This is a genomic window from Salmonella enterica subsp. enterica serovar Typhimurium str. LT2 (genome assembly GCF_000006945.2).
Classification (GTDB): Bacteria; Pseudomonadota; Gammaproteobacteria; order Enterobacterales; family Enterobacteriaceae; genus Salmonella; species Salmonella enterica.
Window position 1 is genome coordinate 2,775,009 of record NC_003197.2, and the last position, 14,860, is coordinate 2,789,868.

The following is a 14,860-nucleotide window of genomic DNA, read 5'->3' on the forward strand; positions in this document are numbered from 1 at the left end:
CATCGGGAGGGGGTACGCCCTCCCACCTGAGGAGGTTTTATGCGCCTAATAAATCGCAGTAAGCAATCGCCATTGGGCCGTCGCGCATGTGATGTTGCACTGGCGGCGCATCATGAAAAGTTCGGCGATTACGGCAGACAAAAGCACGTTACCAATTACACCGTTGTAGTGGATGGCGTAAAGGTGCCTGTTGAAGTAGTTAACCGGGCCACCAGCTACGTAGCCACCGCAATGATCGGCGTCCGGAAACTTAGAAATCTGCCAGCACAGGCAAACTGAATATTAGCGATGGCCCGCTGCGGGGCCACTGGAGAAAACGATGAGCAAAAAAATTAGAGACTTTGAATTGATGAGCACCCGCGAAATTTGCTGCCAGCTCAGGATTTCTTCCAGGACGCTGGAGCGTTACCGTAAGCGACCAAGCGACAACAACCCATTCCCGGAGCCTGACTGTTCATATATGGGTGGCTCCAACAAATGGCTTAAAACCAAAGTCAATGAGTGGCAGGTCAGGGAAATGTCACGACCAACACGCCGTCCAATGTCGCATCTGAATCTGCCCCGTGACAACAAAGGTCGACTCATCCGGTCTGACGTGGCGTGAACTCCAGAACATCGGGCTCGATGATGCTCATCAGTCGGGCCCACCATTTACTATAAGCTTCTCTCATTTCTTCGATATAGGTGTATTTGTCGTACACCGACCACACTCCAGGCAGTTTGTGCCCGAGCATCATCTCAGCAATATGTGGTTCAGTCAGCTCGGAGAAATTCGTTCGCGCAGTTCTGCGTAGATCATGGATCGTAAAGTGCGGAACCTGCTCGTTATAAGCCTTCAGCATGAACTTAACAAGGTTGCTGCTGATGCTCATATGAAAGCCTTCGCTCATCGGCTTGTCTGCATATTTTGAGAAAACAAAACGGCCTGGCGCCAGCTCAATGGCTCGTTGTATCAGCGGGAGCATTTCAGGGATGATCGGGCGGATTATCGGCTTCTTACTTTTCCGTCCCGTTTTATGATTTTCCCACGGTACGGTCCAGACGCCCTCCTCAAAATCGAAATGCGAAACTTCAGCCTGACGGAGTTCACCGACCCTGCACGCCCATATCAGGGACAATTTATAAAGGATCTTGTTTCGCTCAATAAGGCGGGAATCCTCAATAGCTCGCCAGACAATCGCAATTTCTTTGCGATCCAGTGTTCTCTCCCCCATTTTCTTCTGAATACCAAAATCACGACCGGACATTTCAGAAAGTGGGTTAACCTCAAGCAACTGGCGCTTCACTGCCCATGAGTAGCACTGCCGACCGTTACTAATTACTCGCCGGGTGATCTCAGTGTATCCCTGCGCCAGTCGGTCCAGAACTGTAAGCCAGTTGTGCAGCGTCAACTGATGCGCCGGATACTTACCCAGCTTAGGGAATACATGCAGCTCAAACGAACGCAGTATTTGATCGGATGTTTCTTTCTGAACGCATACCATCGCATGCCATTCTCTGAAAAGTTCCTCGAATGTGTACTGGCTGTTGATTTTAGCTTTATCGAGGCTTTGCCTGATCCGCGGATTTTCTCCCCGGGCAAGAATGGCGGCCCACTTAGTTACCTCTTCGCGCGCGGCCTTCAACCCGAATTCCGGGTAACTGCCGATCGTCATCTTGTCCTGCTTACCCAGGAAACGGAATCGGTAGAAAAAAGTGACGGCGCCCTTTTTGGAAATGCGCACCCACAGACCGTCCCGGTCTGCCTTCTCCTCAACTTTATCGCGTTCGCGCCCGAGGCACGACTTTAGATAACTATCTGAAATAGCCATGATTTATCCCTGCATGTGTCCATCAGAACGGAAGATTCTGTGTCCATCATAGGATATGGACGCACTGGTGGACACAAAAACCATGACTCATGATGTCGTAGGTTGACTGTACATGCAACCAGTATCATTTTTGTGAGCGCTTATTTTGCGGGGATCTTGAGAGGATTTTGTCGTAGGTTTGCGGAGGGTGGCGGGGTATCAATTATCGATGTGAGCAATGATCGAAAAGTTACGTATGTTCTTCATAGAGATAAATTATTATGCCTTACGCCTGGTTGACCAGACTTTAGAGGTCGCTGTTCTGAGCTTAACGTCTGTTTTAACTGAAACGCCGCATTCTACACTACAACGCTAAGGCGAGGAAATGTTCATAGTGTAAGGAGAGCGGGAACTGGAAAACGCCTCGCTTTTTTCCTGTAAAACACCGCAACGCAGGAAAAGCGCATGCTTATCGGGACAACAACCCAACGCGGCAGGTGTACCGTTGGGCAAAACGTTTACTGGCGCGTTTCGATTGAGGTAGTTTCGACGCGAACAAGGTCAGGCGGGAGGGCAACGTTTAAAATCACCGGCTGCCAGGCGTCGCGCTCCGCCAGTTTTCGGGAATAACCGCGGGCAACCAGAAAACCGCCCACGCCGCCCAGCACGGCCCCGCTTAATGCGGCAAGGTCAGATCCAAACAGCATCTGAAAAAGCGCCGCACAAAGAAATAGCCCCGCTAAAGGCGACATATAGACCAGCAACGCCGAACCTAAAAGGCTTTTTTCGGCGATGCCCAACTCGACTTTCTGCCCCGGCGCCAGCGGCTCCGCGCTTGGCACAACAATGGTATGCGTGGTTTGCGGCCCTAATTTATTCAGCACGCGACTGCCGCATCCCGCACGGGAGGCGCAGCTGCTGCATGACGCTTTAACGTCGCAGCTCACCACCGCCTGACCATTCTGCCAGGAGACAACGGTTGCCCACTCTTTAATCATTGTACTGCCCTGAATTTGATACTGTCGGCAATGCGCTTCGCCGTTTGCGGCGGAAGCTCGCCGACAATGGTGATTTCCGCGTTGTCGCGAACGCTGCTATAAACCGTTCGGCGCCCGGTGCGCAGCATCTGATCGCTGCTGTTTTGCGTCGCCCGGTTCACATTGACGGAAAAGCTAAACAGACCGTCAGAATAAAGCCGCGATTCGATAGGCAGGTTATCCATCGTCGGCAACGGACGACGGCTGCTGGAAACTTCGCTAAAGCCTTGCGGCACCCAGGATGGACTCCAGTTAAATTTCGTTTTTTCGCCACCGGGAACAGAAAGCAGCGGCGGCAGATTCGCCTTCGCCAGCGCCTGCATGTTGCTGCCGATATCCTGGCTCACCGTGAACGCAATAACGCGGAACTGCTCCAGCGTCTCGCCATCGCGATCCAGCAGATCAACGCGCATCGGCAGTTTGGTGTCCATGTCCATCCAGACGATATAGCTGTAACGCGTACCATCGCGCGCCACAACGCGGATAACTTCGCACAATCTGTCTGCGATACGGGTGCGTCCGACAGAAATAAAGTCGTAGTAAGGCGCCAGGCGCTTAAAGTCGGTGTAAATCAGGGAAGGCAGAGAATCGACAATATAATCACCGTTCAGGGTGAACGGCTCAAGGCCCGGTTCAAAATAACTGATTTCATTACCACGCTGTACGACCTCCCGGCGGGGACCGTCCAACTGTAGCAATTGCGCAAGCGGGCGACCATCCAGGCGTGCGTGTCGATAACGCAGAGATTCAACGCCTTGTTTCGTGATGCTGACGAATGACAGCTCGTAATTCAGTGACTGACTGGCGATGTTCATCTGCTGCAATAACGCCCCGGACGCAGGGTCGGCCGAGGCGTTTGCTGAGAAGAACAGGCTAGCCGCCACAAGGGACATGGCAAACCAAAGTTGCTTCATTACTGCGATTGCGTTCCTAAAGTTTGGATTCCTGGCACCTGTACCGCGGCTTGCTGGGTTTGCGCCTGCTCAAACTGAAGCTGTTCGGAGTGCAGTCGGCGCTGCAGTTCATAGTCCTGCAACATGGCATTAATGCGACGACGCTGCTCCTGTACCTGCTGTTGCTGACTGCCGACAGGCGCTGCTTCAGAAGGCACTCCCAGACTTACCGGGCTGGCTTTCCCCATCATAGGCAGGGTATTGAAAACCGGCGTTTCAGGTTGTTGGGATGTTTCAGATTGCCCATTATAGTGCTGGACACCGACGATAACTGCAAGTGAAACGCACGCCGCCACGCCCATTTGGGTAAGCTGCGCCGCCCACGGACGCACTTTTTTCCAGAACGGCATTTTCTGCCATTGCTGCGGAGCGGGTTGGGCCTCAGGGATTAATGGCGACACCTGACGTACTGGCTCGTTTTCAATAGCGGCCATCACGCGAGCGGATATATCGAAATGGAGAACGTCAGGCGTATCCCCCCGCATTGAATCGCGGATCAGGTGATAACTCTCCCAGGTTTTCTGCATTTCCGGGTCGTGCGTAAGCGCTTTGAGCAGCTCACTATCCAACGTTTCGCCATCCATCAAAGCGGAAAGTTTTTCTTTCTGCATGCCTAATACCTTTTCCAGTATCCCGCTATCGTCAACGCCTGATAAGCGGTTGAACTTTATTATCAATAGCTTCCCGCGCCCGGAAGATACGTGAACGCACCGTCCCCACCGGACAATCCATGATAGCCGCTATCTCTTCATAGCTCAGGCCATCCAGCTCCCGTAAGGTGATTGCCATACGTAAATCTTCCGGGAGGGACTCAATAGTTCGGAAAACTATCTGTCTCAGTTCTTCTGACAACATTAAGTTCTCAGGGTTCGAAATTTCTTTCAGCGCGCCGCCGCTTTCAAAGTTTTCTGCTTCAATCGCGTCTACATCACTGGAAGGCGGACGACGCCCCTGCGCAACCAGGTAGTTCTTCGCGGTATTGACCGCAATACGATACAACCAGGTATAAAAAGCACTATCCCCCCGGAAAGAATCCAGCGCGCGATAGGCCTTAATAAATGATTCCTGTACGACATCGGGAACGTCGCCCGATGGCACATAGCGGGAAACCAGACTCGCCACTTTATGCTGGTAGCGCACTACCAGTAAGTTAAAGGCTTTCTGATCTCCCTTCTGGACCCGTTCAACCAGGACCTGGTCCGTTAACTGCTCGCTCATCCGAGGTAATGTCTCCCCAAACCAAATTTCCACGCGCTTTCGAAACGCCACTCCATAAGCCGCACTATGAGCAAGCAACAGGTTAGAGTGTCTATGTTTCGTAAAGTTCCGTTACGCATTTGTTTTTGTTTGTCATGTTGTAGACAGGTCTTATCTTCCATTATAAGTCTACAGATGCTGAACAACGCACTATCTGTACAGAAATGCCCATTTCGTCGTTTGCAGAGTAACCTAACAGCATCTTTATTTCACTACAAAATCCGACGCTAACACCCTGCCCTATAAAATATTTTTTGCCGTTTATCTCTCGCCGTATTTTTATTTTATGTTTAATAAGCACAACACCAGCGAAATCATAACGTGCTTTTTAGCGCCATATAGTGCTAATCTGCCGCAACCATGTTTAGTAAATTAAACAAGAACCATGATGACAACTCCTGAACTGTCCTGTGATGTGTTAATTATCGGCAGCGGCGCGGCCGGACTCTCGCTGGCGCTGCGTCTGGCTGAAAAGCATAAGGTTATCGTCCTGAGTAAAGGGCCGGTGAGCGAGGGCTCCACGTTTTATGCGCAGGGCGGTATTGCCGCCGTGTTTGATGAAACCGACAGTATTGCGTCGCATGTCGAAGATACGCTGATTGCCGGCGCCGGAATTTGCGATCGCCACGCGGTGGAGTTTGTCGCCAGCAACGCCCGTACCTGCGTGCAGTGGCTTATCGATCAGGGCGTCCTGTTTGATACGCATGTCCAGCCAAACGGCAAGGAGAGCTATCATCTCACGCGTGAAGGCGGCCATAGTCATCGCCGTATCCTTCATGCCGCCGACGCTACCGGAAAGGAAGTCGAAACCACGTTGGTCAGTCGGGCGCAAAATCATCCTAATATTCAGGTGCTGGAACGCAGCAACGCCGTTGATTTAATTATCTCCGATAAAATGGGTCTGCCGGGGCCTCGCCGGGTCGTCGGCGCCTGGATCTGGAATCGCAATAAAGAGTGGGTTGAAACCTGTCATGCGAAGTCGGTGGTGCTGGCGACCGGCGGCGCCTCAAAGGTTTATCAATATACCACTAACCCGGATATTTCCTCCGGTGACGGTATCGCGATGGCCTGGCGCGCAGGCTGTCGGGTCGCTAATCTGGAATTTAACCAGTTTCATCCCACCGCCCTTTATCACCCGCAGGCGCGTAATTTTCTCCTTACCGAAGCGCTGCGTGGCGAAGGCGCATACCTTAAACGTCCGGACGGTTCACGGTTTATGCCGGACGTTGACGAACGCGGGGAACTGGCGCCGCGCGATATTGTCGCCCGCGCTATTGACCATGAGATGAAACAACTCGGCGCAGACTGTATGTTTCTCGATATCAGCCACAAGCCTGACGATTTTGTCCGCCAGCACTTCCCGATGATCTATGCGAAACTGCTTGATTTGGGGATGGATTTAACCAAAGAACCGATTCCCGTTGTTCCTGCCGCACACTATACCTGCGGCGGCGTGGTCGTCGATGATTATGGTCGTACCGATGTAGACGGCTTATATGCCATTGGCGAAGTCAGTTACACCGGCCTGCACGGCGCTAACCGTATGGCGTCCAACTCGTTGCTGGAATGCTTAGTGTACGGCTGGTCCGCAGCAATGGATATCGACAGGCGAATGCCTTCTGTCCACAGCGTTGACGCCCTTCCCGCCTGGGATGAAAGCCGCGTGGAAAACGCCGATGAGCGGGTGGTGATTCAGCATAACTGGCATGAACTGCGCCTGCTGATGTGGGACTATGTGGGCATTGTGCGCACGACGAAACGGCTGGAGCGCGCCCTACGGCGTATTACCATGTTGCAACAAGAGATTGACGAATATTACGCCAACTTTCGCGTCTCGAATAATTTACTGGAGCTGCGCAATCTGGTGCAAGTGGCCGAACTGATTGTGCGTTGTGCGATGATGCGTAAAGAGAGTCGGGGGCTGCACTTTACGCTGGATTATCCGCAACAACTGGCTGAATCAGGCCCATCGATCCTTTCGCCGTTAACGCCTCACATAAATAGATAAAATGCCTGGGTCAGCGCCGTATAACTTTCAGAATAATGCTGGTCTGACCCGCGAATTACTAATCTGTCGCTAAAGCACTCCCCGGCTTGCGGGGAGAATGCGAGCAAAACCCGGTGCGGCAAGCGCGCTTCGTTTTCCGCAACGTCAGTACGTAGCCGCAAATGCCATCCCATGTTGAGCGCTTGCTGCGTAAAAGCGTTACCTATTTGTTCCGGCAAGACTACGCAAAAAAAGCCATCTTCGGTAATACAATCCGCCGCAATAGCCAATAACGTCTGGTGATCCAGCGTAGCGGTGTAACGCGCCTGCTCCCGCTGCGGCGTGGCGCATTCCACACCGGGTTCGTAATAAGGCGGGTTGCTGATAATAAGATCAAAGCGTACCGTCTGGCGAGGCGCCCAACGCTGAATATCGTCAGTATGCACCGTTATTCGATGCGGCCAGGGAGAGTGAGCAACGTTTTCCTGCGCTTGCATGGCAGCCCCGGCATCCAGTTCCACGGCGTCAATAGGCACATTGTCATCCGTCCGCTGCGCCAGCATTAACGCCAGCAGACCGCTTCCAGTACCGATATCCAGAATTCGCTTTACATCCGCGACCGGCGCCCACGCCCCGAGTAAAATACCGTCAGTTCCCACTTTCATCGCACACCGATCGTGTGCGACAAAAAACTGTTTAAACGTAAATCCGTTACGACGAAGAACGGAGCCAGACTGAGACATGTAAAAACAACCTTGCAAAAAAACGGCGACAGCGCCGGGTGAAAACAATACCTGAGAAGGGATATCCATACAAACAGATGAAGATTGCGGCCGTAACGTCTATAATCAGCGCCCCACACAGAGGTAGAACATGACTGTAACGACTTTTTCCGAACTTGAACTCGACGAAAGCCTGCTGGATGCCCTCCAGGATAAAGGTTTCACTCGCCCGACCGCCATTCAGGCTGCCGCCATTCCGCCTGCGCTCGATGGCCGTGATGTACTCGGTTCTGCGCCGACAGGCACCGGTAAAACGGCGGCATATCTGCTGCCGGCGTTGCAGCACCTGCTCGACTTTCCGCGTAAAAAATCGGGGCCGCCGCGCATTCTGATCCTGACGCCAACCCGCGAACTGGCAATGCAGGTTGCCGATCACGCTCGTGAACTGGCTAAGCATACTCATCTGGATATCGCCACGATTACCGGCGGCGTGGCCTATATGAACCATGCTGAAGTGTTTAGCGAAAACCAGGATATCGTGGTCGCCACGACGGGCCGTCTGCTGCAATATATAAAAGAAGAGAACTTTGACTGCCGGGCGGTTGAAACACTGATCCTTGACGAAGCTGACCGGATGCTCGACATGGGCTTCGCTCAGGACATTGAACATATCGCTGGTGAGACCCGCTGGCGTAAACAAACGATGCTGTTCTCCGCCACGCTGGAAGGCGATGCGATTAAAGATTTTGCCGAGCGCCTGCTGGAAGACCCGGTTGAGGTTTCTGCCAATCCGTCAACCCGCGAGCGTAAGAAAATTCACCAGTGGTACTACCGTGCCGACAATTTCGAACATAAAGTTGCGCTGTTGAAGCACCTGCTAAAACAAGACGATGCAACCCGTTCTATCGTGTTTGTACGTAAACGTGAACGCGTCCATGAATTGGCTGAAACACTGCGTCTGGCAGGGATCAACAATTGCTATCTTGAAGGTGAGATGGCGCAGATCAAACGTAACGAAGGTATTAAGCGTCTCACCGACGGTCGCGTTAACGTGCTGGTCGCGACCGACGTCGCGGCACGCGGGATTGATATTCCTGACGTCAGCCACGTCATTAACTTCGACATGCCGCGCAGTGGCGATACCTATCTGCATCGCATTGGTCGTACAGGCCGTGCTGGCCGCAAAGGCACTGCAATCTCGCTGGTAGAAGCCCACGACCATCTGTTGCTGCTGAAAATCGGTCGCTACATCGAAGAGCCGCTAAAAGCGCGCGTCATTGATGAGCTTCGCCCGACCACGCGTGCGCCTAGCGAAAAGTTGACCGGCAAACCGTCGAAAAAAGTGCTGGCGAAACGCGCCGAGAAGAAAAAAGAGAAAGAAAAAGAGAAGCCGCGCGTGAAGAAACGTCACCGCGATACAAAAAATATCGGTAAGCGCCGCAAGCCAAGCGGTACGAAAATGCAGGAGCAATCCAGCGAAGAGTGATGATAATGCCGGGTTCGTTAACCCGGCATTTTTTTATCTTCCACGGTAAAACACGCCTCCATACACTGCATAAATATCTGCATTGCCGGGCTGACCGCTTTCCCGGCATGATGGGCGCACAGCGCCATGATCGATAGCGACGGCGCGCCAAACGGCAGCTCTTTCAACTGACCGGTACTAAGTTCTCGTTCAACGGCAAAACGTGGTAAAAAGCTGATGCCCAGGTTAGCAGCCACACACTGTTTAATGCTTTCAATACTCCACAGTTCAATGGTGTTTTCCAGCGTAATCCGCCTCTGCCGTAGCGTACTTTCAAACAGCTGGCGGAAGACACATTGCGGTTCATTGATGATGAAGCTACAGGGAATATGCTGATCTGGCTGCGTAAAATCAGCATCCTGTAGCAGTGGAGAGGCCACCAGCGCCAGCGACTGCTTCCCCAATTGCTGCATCGTGAGCGCGTCATCATTACCTACGCGATAAAAAACGCCCAGATCGACCTCGTCATTCAGCAACGCATCACGTATCACATAGCAATTCAGCGACTGTAGCGACAATCTGACATTCGGCGCTCGCAGCTTAAAACGTTGTAAAACCTGCGGCATTTTGTACGCCAGTAAGGTTTCACCTGTCGCCACGCGCAGCTCTCCGCCGGGTTCCGCATCCTGTCTTGCGGCTTCACGAATCGACTCCATCACACGCGTCAGTTCATGGATATGCGGCATCAGCTTTTTCCCCTCATTGGTCAGGCACATTCGGCGCCCTATTTTCTCGAACAGTTGCAGGGAAAACTCACGTTCAAGCTGTTGAATATGAAAAGTTACCGTCGACTGAGTGCAGCACAGCTTTTGCGAAGCCCGCAGAAACGAGCCCTCTTCCACTACCGTTTTCAGCGTAATAAACCGACGCAGATCCATAACCACCAACCTATCGAAAATCTCGAATTCAGAATTAAAAAACATTCATTTTTTTAAATATTTCATATCGGGTACTGTCTGCTAAAACAGAGGAGATGACAAGTGACACCGATGCTTTTAAGCGCTTTCTGGACTTATACATTAATCACCGCCCTTACCCCCGGCCCTAACAATATTCTCGCGCTTAGCGCAGCAACTGCACATGGTTTTCGGCAGAGTATTCGTGTACTGGCAGGTATGAGTCTGGGATTTTTGGTCGTCATGCTGCTGTGCGCCGGGATCGCGTTTTCCCTTGCGGTTATCGATCCGGCAATCATTCATTTGCTCAGTTGGGTGGGGGCTGCGTATATCCTGTGGCTGGCGTGGAAAATTGCTACCAGTCCAGCGGCGGATGAGAACGCCAGACCAAAACCGGTTGGCTTTTGGGTAAGCTTTGGTCTGCAGTTTGTGAACGTCAAAATTATTCTGTACGGCATTACCGCTCTGTCTACATTTGTTTTACCGCAAACGCAGGCGCTGAATTGGGTCATCGGCGTCAGTATATTGCTGGCATTGATCGGCACGTTCGGTAATGTGTGTTGGGCGCTGGCGGGACATCTGTTTCAGCGGGCGTTTCGCCATTATGGTCGCCAGTTAAATATCATTCTGGCGTTACTGCTGGTGTACTGCGCGGTGCGGATTTTTTACTGACCCAAATAAAACAAAAGCGGAAAAGGCCCGGCCTCTTCCGCTTGTTATTACCGGATAAGCCTTACAGGCTTTCGGTAAAGGTACGAGCGATAACGTCGCGCTGCTGTTCCGGCGTCAGGGAGTTAAAACGCACCGCATAACCAGAAACACGAATAGTCAGTTGCGGGTATTTTTCCGGATGCTTAACCGCATCTTCCAGAGTTTCACGACGCAGAACGTTAACGTTCAGATGCTGACCGCCTTCAACGCGTACTTCCGGTTTAACTTCCATCGGAATTTCACGGTATTCAATCTCGCCCAGTTTGCTGACAGCCACAACTTCATCTTCAGCAAAGCCGGATTTTGCAACGATGCAGCGCGCTTCGCCTTTTTCGCTGTCCAGCAGCCAGAAGGAATTCAGCAGGTCGTCGTTAGCGGCTTTAGTAATCTGGATACCTGTAATCATGTGATGCCTCCCCAGGCAAAATTATTTGATTTCGGTCGGCCTAATCCCGGCCAATTGGTAAAACCATTGTTGCTTGAGTGTATATATACCCTTCGATCACCCTTCATTCTTTGATTTAAATCAATAAAAACCACACCACAAAAAGGGTGATGAAGGGAATTTATTGTTTTACATCAACTTACACCATTCAGACCTATAAACTTTTTACATAAATTTTCAACTATCTTTTGTAGGTAACCGTTTTTGTAGCACGCAGGATTTTGCACTGCAGAAAGAAGCAGTTAAGCTAAGGGAACTGGAAATTCGCAGGAGAGCGAGATGGCGACTGAGTTAACCTGGCACGATGTGCTGGCTGATGAGAAACAGCAACCTTACTTTATCAATACGCTTCACACTGTTGCTGGCGAGCGTCAGTCGGGTATCACGGTCTACCCGCCGCAAAAAGATGTGTTTAACGCCTTTCGCTTTACGGAACTGGGCGACGTTAAGGTGGTGATCCTGGGACAAGATCCTTACCACGGCCCCGGCCAGGCACATGGTCTGGCGTTTTCCGTGCGTCCTGGGATCGCTCCCCCGCCATCATTAGTGAATATGTACAAAGAGCTGGAAGCCTCCATTCCCGGCTTTGTTCGCCCCGCGCACGGTTATCTGGAAAGCTGGGCGCGCCAGGGCGTACTGTTACTGAATACGGTGCTCACGGTACGGGCAGGCCAGGCGCACTCTCATGCCAGCCTGGGGTGGGAAACCTTTACGGATAAAGTGATAAGCCTGATTAACCAACACCGCGAAGGGGTTGTCTTCCTGCTGTGGGGCTCGCACGCCCAGAAGAAAGGCGCGATTATTGATCCACAGCGCCACCATATTCTGAAAGCTCCGCATCCCTCGCCACTCTCTGCGCACCGCGGATTTTTTGGCTGTAACCATTTTGCGCTAACGAACCAATGGCTGGAACAACACGGCGAGAAAACTATCGACTGGACGCCAGTATTACCGGCTGAGAGTGAATAACGTTGGCGACTCGCCGTTTTATCGCCCGGATAACGGCGCGAAAGCGCCTTGTCTGACCGGGCGGTAGAAAGTACATCATTGGCCCGGCGCGCGTTGCGTCACCGGGCTGCAGCCCTTACGCTTTATTCTGTCGCCACCACTCGGCGAGCAGTACGCCTGTCGCAACCGACACATTCAGGCTTTCCACGTTCCCGGTGCCGTTAATTTTCACGCACAGATCGTCGGGTTCGCGCGCCGCTTCCGGCAGGTAGTCATATTCACGGCCTAAGACCAGCACCATCTTTTCCGGCAGGGTCGTACTAAAGAGCGCCTGACCGCGATCGCTGGACGTCGTCACCACGGTGTACCCCGCCTGACGAAAATCATCCAGTACGTCAACAATGCTTTCACCAGTGATCGGCTGGACATGCTCCGCCCCGCCTTCCGCGGTACGAATCGCCGCGCCGGACTCCAGCAACGCCGCATCCTGTACCACCACGCCTTTCACGCCGAAGTGCGCGCAGCTACGCATCATGCCGCCCAGATTATGCGGGTTAGCGACATCTTCCAACGCCAGCACGCAGTCTTGATCCGCCGCCTGCTTTACCCATTGCTTAACGGTCGTACCGTTACGCTTTTTAATCAGGAAACACACGCCACCGTGGTGCTCAGTCCCGGAAGCTTTTGCCAGTTCGGCTTCATCCACCACATGGTAGGCTTTACGATTCGCCGCCATCCAGCGCAGCGCCTCTTTAAAACGCGGCGTTACGCTTTGGATAAACCATGCGCGCACGATGGCGTCAGGACGGCTCTGGAATAGCGCCTGGCAGGCGTTTTCACCGTAGACGCGCGTCTCTTCCGCACGCTGGCGACGCAAAACTTCAGGGTCAATAAAACTTTTACCGCTAATACCACCATGATCGACTTTCTCAGGCGTTTCATCGCCTGGCGCGCGGGACACGGTGCGCCACGGCGAAGTTTCATGTTTACGGTCACGGCTCTGATTATTTCGCTCATCACGGGCGGGGCGACGTCCACCGTCAGTGCGAGACTTTGCTGGGCGGCCTCCCCCTTTCCCGGTACGCGGGTTATGGGTGCGTTTATCAGAGTCATCATCACTACGGACATACATCACTTTGACTTTGCCGCTTTTGTTTTTTAATTCATCGTTCATGCTTTTCTCCACCAGCGCTGCGCGAAGCGCGAAGATTACCCGATGTGCATCCGGTTAGCCATGATTTCGTTTAAAAGCTTGCGACTATTGTACTCATTGAATAAAACACATTGTTGTTTAGCACAGACTCCTCGATAATATGTAACATTATAGAAACATCCCGCGCGTAGCGGGACGTCTTCCGACGTATTCAGAGGTTAGCTATGAACACCGTTTGTACCCATTGTCAGGCCATTAACCGCATCCCCGACGATCGGCTTCAGGATGCGGCAAAATGTGGACGCTGCGGTCATGAGTTGTTTGACGGAGAAGTCATTAATGCGACCGGCGAAACGCTGGACAAACTGTTGAAGGACGATCTTCCAGTGGTGATCGACTTTTGGGCCCCCTGGTGCGGCCCTTGCCGTAACTTTGCGCCAATCTTCGAGGATGTCGCAGAAGAGCGCAGCGGTAAAGTCCGTTTCGTCAAAGTGAATACCGAGGCGGAACGGGAACTCAGCGCCCGTTTCGGTATCCGCAGCATCCCGACGATTATGATTTTTAAACATGGACAGGTGGTCGATATGCTTAATGGCGCAGTGCCTAAAGCGCCTTTCGACAGCTGGCTGAACGAAGCGCTGTAAACGCCACGGGGCGCATCTTGTGCCCCGTTTTCACCTCTGCCACAATAGCGTTTTTCTCCGCAAACGCTTTCTATGACCAATAACGCTGTCCTTCAGTTACGCGCCGAACGGCTTGCGCGCGCTACTCGCCCTTTTCTTGCCAGAGGCAATCGGGTTCGCCGCTGTCAACGCTGCCTGCTGCCGCTAAAATCTTGCCTGTGTGATACGTTAACGCCTTCTCAGGCGAAAAGCCGTTTTTGTCTGGTCATGTTTGACACTGAACCGATGAAACCCAGCAATACCGGCCGGCTGATAGCCGATATTTTGCCGGATACCGCGGCGTTTCAGTGGTCGCGTACCGAGCCGCCGCAGGCGTTGCTGGAGCTGGTACAGCATCCGGATTATCAACCGATAGTGGTCTTTCCTGCGTCCTACGCCGGCGAAGCGCGCGAGGTCATTTCCACCCCGCCCGCCGGGAAACCGCCGCTGTTTATTATGCTGGACGGCACCTGGCCCGAAGCACGTAAAATGTTTCGTAAATGCCCTTATCTGGATCATCTGCCGGTCATTTCCGTCGATTTATCGCGTCTTTCAGCTTATCGTCTGCGTGAAATCCATGCCGAAGGGCAATATTGTACCGCCGAAGTCGCCATAGCGTTGTTAGATCTGGCGGGAGATACCGAGGCGGCAACCAGTTTAGGTGAACATTTCACCCGTTTCAAAACGCGCTATCTGGCAGGAAAAACGCAACATCCGGGAAACGTCACAGCATAAAATAGCGAAAGCGTTTAAAATTATCCGGTCACTTCTGTG

Annotated in this window: 17 protein-coding genes and 15 other annotated features; of the genes, 8 read left to right on the top strand and 9 right to left on the bottom strand. The window is 52.5% G+C overall.

What is annotated here, in order from left to right; genetic code table 11:
* Window positions 1-31 precede the first annotated feature (31 nt).
* Window positions 32-37, top strand: a ribosome-binding site (putative RBS for STM2634; RegulonDB:STMS1H002728).
* Together STM2634 and STM2635 are read left to right on the top strand one after the other, a co-directional pair.
* The gene (locus STM2634) for a putative cytoplasmic protein (RefSeq protein ID NP_461569.1) occupies window positions 32-279 on the top strand. Within the gene, window positions 40-279 belong to an annotated coding region; the region does not span the whole gene. Its footprint overlaps the feature before it by 6 nt.
* Window positions 280-312: 33 nt before the next feature.
* Window positions 313-318, top strand: a ribosome-binding site (putative RBS for STM2635; RegulonDB:STMS1H002729).
* Window positions 313-604 (top strand): Gifsy-1 prophage protein gene (locus STM2635; protein ID NP_461570.1). Within the gene, window positions 320-604 belong to an annotated coding region; the region does not span the whole gene. (Overlaps the previous feature by 6 nt.)
* Here STM2635 and STM2636 read toward each other — a convergent pair.
* From STM2636 to rpoE, 5 genes are all read right to left on the bottom strand, one after another.
* Window positions 582-1,817 (bottom strand): Gifsy-1 prophage protein gene (locus STM2636; RefSeq protein NP_461571.1). Within the gene, window positions 582-1,811 belong to an annotated coding region; the region does not span the whole gene. The genes STM2635 and STM2636 overlap by 23 nt on opposite strands.
* Window positions 1,812-1,817, bottom strand: a ribosome-binding site (putative RBS for STM2636; RegulonDB:STMS1H002730). It overlaps the preceding gene by 6 nt.
* 491 nt (window positions 1,818-2,308) lie before the next feature.
* Window positions 2,309-2,800 (bottom strand): regulator of sigma E (sigma 24) factor gene (rseC, locus tag STM2637; RefSeq protein ID NP_461572.1). Within the gene, window positions 2,309-2,788 belong to an annotated coding region; the region does not span the whole gene.
* Window positions 2,785-3,760, bottom strand: a protein-coding gene (rseB, locus tag STM2638; RefSeq protein ID NP_461573.1) for an anti sigma E (sigma 24) factor, negative regulator. Within the gene, window positions 2,785-3,741 belong to an annotated coding region; the region does not span the whole gene. The genes rseC and rseB overlap by 16 nt, the downstream gene beginning before the upstream one ends.
* Window positions 2,795-2,800: a ribosome-binding site (putative RBS for rseC; RegulonDB:STMS1H002731), on the bottom strand. It overlaps the preceding gene by 6 nt.
* Window positions 3,741-4,409 (bottom strand): anti sigma E (sigma 24) factor, negative regulator gene (gene rseA, locus STM2639; protein ID NP_461574.1). Within the gene, window positions 3,741-4,391 belong to an annotated coding region; the region does not span the whole gene. Before rseA ends, rseB begins: the two co-directional genes overlap by 20 nt.
* Window positions 3,755-3,760, bottom strand: a ribosome-binding site (putative RBS for rseB; RegulonDB:STMS1H002732). It overlaps the preceding gene by 6 nt.
* Window positions 4,404-4,409, bottom strand: a ribosome-binding site (putative RBS for rseA; RegulonDB:STMS1H002733). Its footprint lies within the gene rseA.
* Before the next feature lie 13 nt (window positions 4,410-4,422).
* The gene (gene rpoE, locus STM2640) for a sigma E (sigma 24) factor of RNA polymerase (protein ID NP_461575.1) occupies window positions 4,423-5,018 on the bottom strand. Within the gene, window positions 4,423-4,998 belong to an annotated coding region; the region does not span the whole gene.
* Window positions 5,013-5,018, bottom strand: a ribosome-binding site (putative RBS for rpoE; RegulonDB:STMS1H002734). It overlaps the preceding gene by 6 nt.
* Before the next feature lie 404 nt (window positions 5,019-5,422).
* Between rpoE and nadB the strand changes: the two genes are divergently transcribed.
* Window positions 5,423-7,045 (top strand): quinolinate synthetase, B protein, encoded by a 1,623-nt coding sequence (gene nadB / locus STM2641; protein NP_461576.1) that lies wholly within the window; start codon window positions 5,423-5,425, stop codon window positions 7,043-7,045.
* Here nadB and yfiC read toward each other — a convergent pair.
* Window positions 7,030-7,781 (bottom strand): putative transferase gene (gene yfiC, locus STM2642; protein NP_461577.1). Within the gene, window positions 7,030-7,767 belong to an annotated coding region; the region does not span the whole gene. The two genes, nadB and yfiC, sit on opposite strands and share 16 nt — an antisense overlap.
* Window positions 7,776-7,781, bottom strand: a ribosome-binding site (putative RBS for yfiC; RegulonDB:STMS1H002735). It overlaps the preceding gene by 6 nt.
* 106 nt (window positions 7,782-7,887) lie before the next feature.
* Window positions 7,888-7,893 (top strand) — a ribosome-binding site (putative RBS for srmB; RegulonDB:STMS1H002736).
* Here yfiC and srmB point away from each other — a divergent pair.
* Window positions 7,888-9,232, top strand: a protein-coding gene (gene srmB / locus STM2643; protein ID NP_461578.1) for an ATP-dependent RNA helicase. Within the gene, window positions 7,898-9,232 belong to an annotated coding region; the region does not span the whole gene. It overlaps the preceding feature by 6 nt.
* 17 nt (window positions 9,233-9,249) lie before the next feature.
* Here the strand turns inward: srmB and yfiE are convergent.
* Window positions 9,250-10,155, bottom strand: a protein-coding gene (gene yfiE, locus STM2644) for a putative LysR family transcriptional regulator (protein ID NP_461579.1). Within the gene, window positions 9,250-10,149 belong to an annotated coding region; the region does not span the whole gene.
* Window positions 10,150-10,155, bottom strand: a ribosome-binding site (putative RBS for yfiE; RegulonDB:STMS1H002737). It overlaps the preceding gene by 6 nt.
* A gap of 83 nt (window positions 10,156-10,238) precedes the next feature.
* Window positions 10,239-10,244: a ribosome-binding site (putative RBS for yfiK; RegulonDB:STMS1H002738), on the top strand.
* Between yfiE and yfiK the strand changes: the two genes are divergently transcribed.
* The gene (gene yfiK / locus STM2645; protein ID NP_461580.1) for a putative transport protein occupies window positions 10,239-10,839 on the top strand. Within the gene, window positions 10,252-10,839 belong to an annotated coding region; the region does not span the whole gene. It overlaps the preceding feature by 6 nt.
* Before the next feature lie 61 nt (window positions 10,840-10,900).
* Here yfiK and yfiD read toward each other — a convergent pair.
* Window positions 10,901-11,299 (bottom strand): putative formate acetyltransferase gene (yfiD, locus tag STM2646; protein ID NP_461581.1). Within the gene, window positions 10,901-11,284 belong to an annotated coding region; the region does not span the whole gene.
* Window positions 11,294-11,299: a ribosome-binding site (putative RBS for yfiD; RegulonDB:STMS1H002739), on the bottom strand. It overlaps the preceding gene by 6 nt.
* Window positions 11,300-11,590: 291 nt before the next feature.
* Window positions 11,591-11,596: a ribosome-binding site (putative RBS for ung; RegulonDB:STMS1H002740), on the top strand.
* On the opposite strand from yfiD, the gene ung reads away from it, so the two are divergent.
* Window positions 11,591-12,292 (top strand): uracil-DNA-glycosylase gene (gene ung / locus STM2647; RefSeq protein NP_461582.1). Within the gene, window positions 11,603-12,292 belong to an annotated coding region; the region does not span the whole gene. It overlaps the preceding feature by 6 nt.
* Window positions 12,293-12,407: 115 nt before the next feature.
* Here ung and yfiF read toward each other — a convergent pair.
* The gene (gene yfiF, locus STM2648) for a putative tRNA/rRNA methyltransferase (protein NP_461583.1) occupies window positions 12,408-13,457 on the bottom strand. Within the gene, window positions 12,408-13,445 belong to an annotated coding region; the region does not span the whole gene.
* Window positions 13,452-13,457, bottom strand: a ribosome-binding site (putative RBS for yfiF; RegulonDB:STMS1H002741). It overlaps the preceding gene by 6 nt.
* 181 nt (window positions 13,458-13,638) lie before the next feature.
* Window positions 13,639-13,644 (top strand) — a ribosome-binding site (putative RBS for trxC; RegulonDB:STMS1H002742).
* Between yfiF and trxC the strand changes: the two genes are divergently transcribed.
* Both trxC and yfiP read left to right on the top strand, forming a co-directional pair.
* Window positions 13,639-14,068 (top strand): thioredoxin 2, redox factor gene (gene trxC / locus STM2649; RefSeq protein ID NP_461584.1). Within the gene, window positions 13,649-14,068 belong to an annotated coding region; the region does not span the whole gene. It overlaps the preceding feature by 6 nt.
* Window positions 14,069-14,140: 72 nt before the next feature.
* A complete protein-coding gene (gene yfiP / locus STM2650) occupies window positions 14,141-14,821 on the top strand; it encodes a putative cytoplasmic protein (RefSeq protein NP_461585.1) in 681 nt (226 codons plus the stop codon).
* Window positions 14,822-14,860 lie beyond the last annotated feature (39 nt).

What these genes read in the sequence shown, in the direction of transcription:
- STM2634 (NP_461569.1), top strand. Translation starts at nt 40, where the DNA reads ATGCGCCTAATAAATCGCAGTAAGCAATCGCCATTGGGCCGTCGCGCA.
- STM2635 (NP_461570.1), top strand. Translation starts at nt 320, where the DNA reads ATGAGCAAAAAAATTAGAGACTTTGAATTGATGAGCACCCGCGAAATT.
- STM2636 (NP_461571.1), bottom strand. Translation starts at nt 1,811, where the DNA reads ATGGCTATTTCAGATAGTTATCTAAAGTCGTGCCTCGGGCGCGAACGC.
- rseC (NP_461572.1), bottom strand. Translation starts at nt 2,788, where the DNA reads ATGATTAAAGAGTGGGCAACCGTTGTCTCCTGGCAGAATGGTCAGGCG.
- rseB (NP_461573.1), bottom strand. Translation starts at nt 3,741, where the DNA reads ATGAAGCAACTTTGGTTTGCCATGTCCCTTGTGGCGGCTAGCCTGTTC.
- rseA (NP_461574.1), bottom strand. Translation starts at nt 4,391, where the DNA reads ATGCAGAAAGAAAAACTTTCCGCTTTGATGGATGGCGAAACGTTGGAT.
- rpoE (NP_461575.1), bottom strand. Translation starts at nt 4,998, where the DNA reads ATGAGCGAGCAGTTAACGGACCAGGTCCTGGTTGAACGGGTCCAGAAG.
- nadB (NP_461576.1), top strand. Translation starts at nt 5,423, where the DNA reads ATGATGACAACTCCTGAACTGTCCTGTGATGTGTTAATTATCGGCAGC.
- yfiC (NP_461577.1), bottom strand. Translation starts at nt 7,767, where the DNA reads ATGTCTCAGTCTGGCTCCGTTCTTCGTCGTAACGGATTTACGTTTAAA.
- srmB (NP_461578.1), top strand. Translation starts at nt 7,898, where the DNA reads ATGACTGTAACGACTTTTTCCGAACTTGAACTCGACGAAAGCCTGCTG.
- yfiE (NP_461579.1), bottom strand. Translation starts at nt 10,149, where the DNA reads ATGGATCTGCGTCGGTTTATTACGCTGAAAACGGTAGTGGAAGAGGGC.
- yfiD (NP_461581.1), bottom strand. Translation starts at nt 11,284, where the DNA reads ATGATTACAGGTATCCAGATTACTAAAGCCGCTAACGACGACCTGCTG.
- ung (NP_461582.1), top strand. Translation starts at nt 11,603, where the DNA reads ATGGCGACTGAGTTAACCTGGCACGATGTGCTGGCTGATGAGAAACAG.
- yfiF (NP_461583.1), bottom strand. Translation starts at nt 13,445, where the DNA reads ATGAACGATGAATTAAAAAACAAAAGCGGCAAAGTCAAAGTGATGTAT.
- trxC (NP_461584.1), top strand. Translation starts at nt 13,649, where the DNA reads ATGAACACCGTTTGTACCCATTGTCAGGCCATTAACCGCATCCCCGAC.
- yfiP (NP_461585.1), top strand. Translation starts at nt 14,141, where the DNA reads ATGACCAATAACGCTGTCCTTCAGTTACGCGCCGAACGGCTTGCGCGC.